This window comes from Zooshikella harenae (genome assembly GCF_018837975.1).
GTDB classification, from domain to species: domain Bacteria; phylum Pseudomonadota; class Gammaproteobacteria; order Pseudomonadales; family Zooshikellaceae; genus Zooshikella; species Zooshikella harenae.
Genome location: NZ_JAGSOY010000369.1, coordinates 1 through 545 on the forward strand (window position 1 = coordinate 1; position 545 = coordinate 545).

General features: G+C 48.1%; 1 protein-coding gene. It reads left to right on the plus strand.

Translation table 11 applies throughout. The annotated features are described in order from the left end of the window. Positions 1–299: 299 nt before the first annotated feature. Positions 300–434, plus strand: a complete 135-nt coding sequence (locus tag KCG35_RS26810) for a hypothetical protein (RefSeq protein WP_255562042.1) — start codon at positions 300–302, stop codon at positions 432–434. Positions 435–545: the final 111 nt, after the last annotated feature.

Consider the following 545-nt stretch of genomic DNA (forward strand, 5'->3'; position numbering starts at 1 on the left):
TTGTGTACGCCCGGCATGGGCATTGAACTTATGGGGTGAAAGTCCCCTGTAGGAAGATCACCTTTTAATCAATCTTAAACGATTAAAGGCTAACTACGAGTGAATGGCAAGGGCCTATCCGTAAGGCGTGGTCTGGAGGAAGCCGCTAACAACGTTGCGAGCTGATGAACAAGAACATCATATGAGGCGTAGGCTGGAGGCGAGATGGCACAAGACATCGAAGCCATGTGATCTAACGGCCACCGTAAATGATGCAGTTGTGCAACGAAGGTTCATGCTCTTATCCGGGGAGATCCAACATGCCTGCGTCCTTCGCTTCGCTGCGGAAAATACCAGATAAGAGGCTGGTTAATCAACTCTTGGCGCATCATTCGCTGCAAATGATGCGAGCAAAAACAGCAGCACCCACAGCAAAGCCAGGAAGCACTGAATAAAGTAATTTGTTCAGGGGTTGTTGGAAGTCAGCAGAAGGCATAGTAGCCAAACGCCTATCGTAATGGATAGGACACGGTGAAGGCCTGAACATTTAATCGAAGGAAAAAAAA